The sequence below is a fragment of the Cupriavidus campinensis genome (assembly GCF_905397395.1).
Lineage (GTDB): Bacteria > Pseudomonadota > Gammaproteobacteria > Burkholderiales > Burkholderiaceae > Cupriavidus > Cupriavidus campinensis.
In genome coordinates, this window is sequence record NZ_CAJPVH010000130.1 from 1 (window position 1) to 2,137 (window position 2,137).

At 65.8% G+C, this 2,137-nt stretch carries 2 protein-coding genes; both read right to left on the reverse strand.

From position 1 onward, the window contains the following. Positions 1-429 (reverse strand): response regulator (locus KHO18_RS28115; RefSeq protein ID WP_244845165.1); only part of this gene is annotated, 429 nt, incomplete at its 3' end. Between the two features lie 51 nt (positions 430-480). Beyond that, positions 481-2,137 (reverse strand): sensor histidine kinase (locus tag KHO18_RS28120; protein ID WP_211944307.1); only part of this gene is annotated, 1,657 nt, incomplete at its 5' end.

Sequence of the window (2,137 nt, forward strand, 5' to 3'; positions counted from 1 at the left end):
GCCCGTGGCAGCGGTGGCGGCAGGCGCCGCGCTGGCCGCCGTTGGCGCCGTACGCGGGCGCTCGATGCCGCGCGCCAGGCCTTGCTCCACGGCGGACAGCAGCTTCTGCAGCGCGATGGGCTTCTCAAGGAAGTTCAACGCGCCAATCTTCGTGGCCTCCACGGCCGTGTCGATCGTGGCGTGGCCGGACATCATGATGACCGGCATCGTCAGGTAACCCTGTGCCGACCATTCCTTGAGCAGGCTGACGCCATCGGTATCCGGCATCCAGATATCGAGCAATACCAGATCGGGCGTCCCGGCCGCACGGTACTCGCGTGCCTGCTGGGCGTTTTCCGCCACTTCGACCACATGGCCTTCGTCACTCAGGATCTCCGAGAGTAATTCCCGGATGCCCATTTCGTCGTCGACTACGAGGATGGTTGCCATACTTCCCCTCTTAACCCCACCGCAGCGCCACCGGACGGTGACGCAGTTTGACTATGCCAGTTTAACGAACAGGATCGAGATCTGCGCCCCGATGATCTCGGCGCCATCCATGCGATTGCGCAATTCGATGCGCGCGCCGTGTTCGTCAATGATCTTCTTTACCATCGCCAGCCCGAGACCCGTACCCTTGGCTTTCGTGGTCACATACGGTTCGAACGCCCGACTGAGAATTCGGGGTGCGAATCCGGGACCATTGTCCGCGATGGACAGCTTGACGGCCTGCCGGTCTTCGCCGGCAGAATCTTTGTATTCTACAGTCTCGGTGTGCAGAGTGATATGGGGCGCCGCCCTACCGGCCGCCACGTTGTCCGCCACCGCATCCTGCGCATTCTGCAGCAAGTTGTGGATCACCTGCCGCAACTGGGTCGGATCGCCCTTTATCTCGGGCAAATCGGGCCCCAGCGCCGAATGGATCACGGGATGCTCATGCACCCCGGGCTCGTCGATCCCATACAGATGCAAGACTTCTGCCACCAGGTGATTCAGCGCCAGCGTCTGCACCACGGCGGGCGGCGTGCGCGCGTAATCGCGGAAGTCGTCCACCATGCGTTTCATTGCCGCCACTTGGTTAACGATCGTTGCGGCCCCGCGCTTTAGCACTTCCGCATCGGAAGTCTCCAATTTCGGCGAAAGTTTCATCTGCAGGCGCTCCGCCGAGAGCTGGATCGGGGTGAGCGGATTCTTGATTTCGTGGGCCAGCCGGCGCGCCACCTCGCCCCAGGCGACCGAGCGCTGGGCCGAGATCACATCGGAAATATCGTCGAAAACCACCACGTAGCCGGGCTCGTCGCGGCTGCCGCCCGGCAGGTGGGCACCGCGCACCAATAGCGTGAGCGGCTGTTCCTCGTCGCCCTGCGGCAGTTCGATCTGCTTCTGCCAGTGCCGCGCGCCGCCCAGCACTTCGCTGGTGTTCTGCTCGGAAAACGCCTGGCGCACGATCTCGGTGAACTCGCCCAGCCCCGGAATCTGCTCGGCCGGCTGGCCCAGCACGCCCGCGAAGGGCTGGCGGAAGATGCGCTCGGCGCCGGGGTTGGCGGTCAGCAGTGCAAAGCGCCGGTCGAACACCAGCACGCCGGCGGTCAGGTTCTGCAACACGCTTTCCAGGTAGGCCTTCGACTGCTCGAGCGCGGTGCGGTTTTCCTCCACGGCAATGCGGGCCTCGGACAGCTGGCGCGTCATCGCGTTGAACTGCTGCGTCAGCATGCCCAGTTCGTCGCGGCTCTTGAGTTCACGCTTGGGCGAGAGGTCGCCTTCGGCCACCTCCTTGGTCCCCTGCAGCAGCATCAGCAGCGGCCGGGCCAGCTGGCCGCCCAGCAGCAGGGCCAGCATCACGGCGATGAACACGGCCAGGAACAGCGTCAGGGTCAGCGTGCCGATGTACATCTTGCGCAGGCCGGTGCGGCCCAGCGCCTTTTCCTGGTACTCCTGGTAGGCCCGCTGCACCTCGTCGGCATTGCGCGCGAGCACGGCCGGCACCGGGTGCAGCACCTGGAGGTAGCGCTCCTCGCGCACCGTATCGCCCATCAGGCCGAAGCCGGTGGCCGGTGCGTCCTCGGGGCGGCGCTCCACGGACAGCCCCGACCCGGCCCAGCGGGCGCCGGGCGCGGACATGCCGGCACGCGGCGGGCGCTGGGCGCGCTGGACCGCG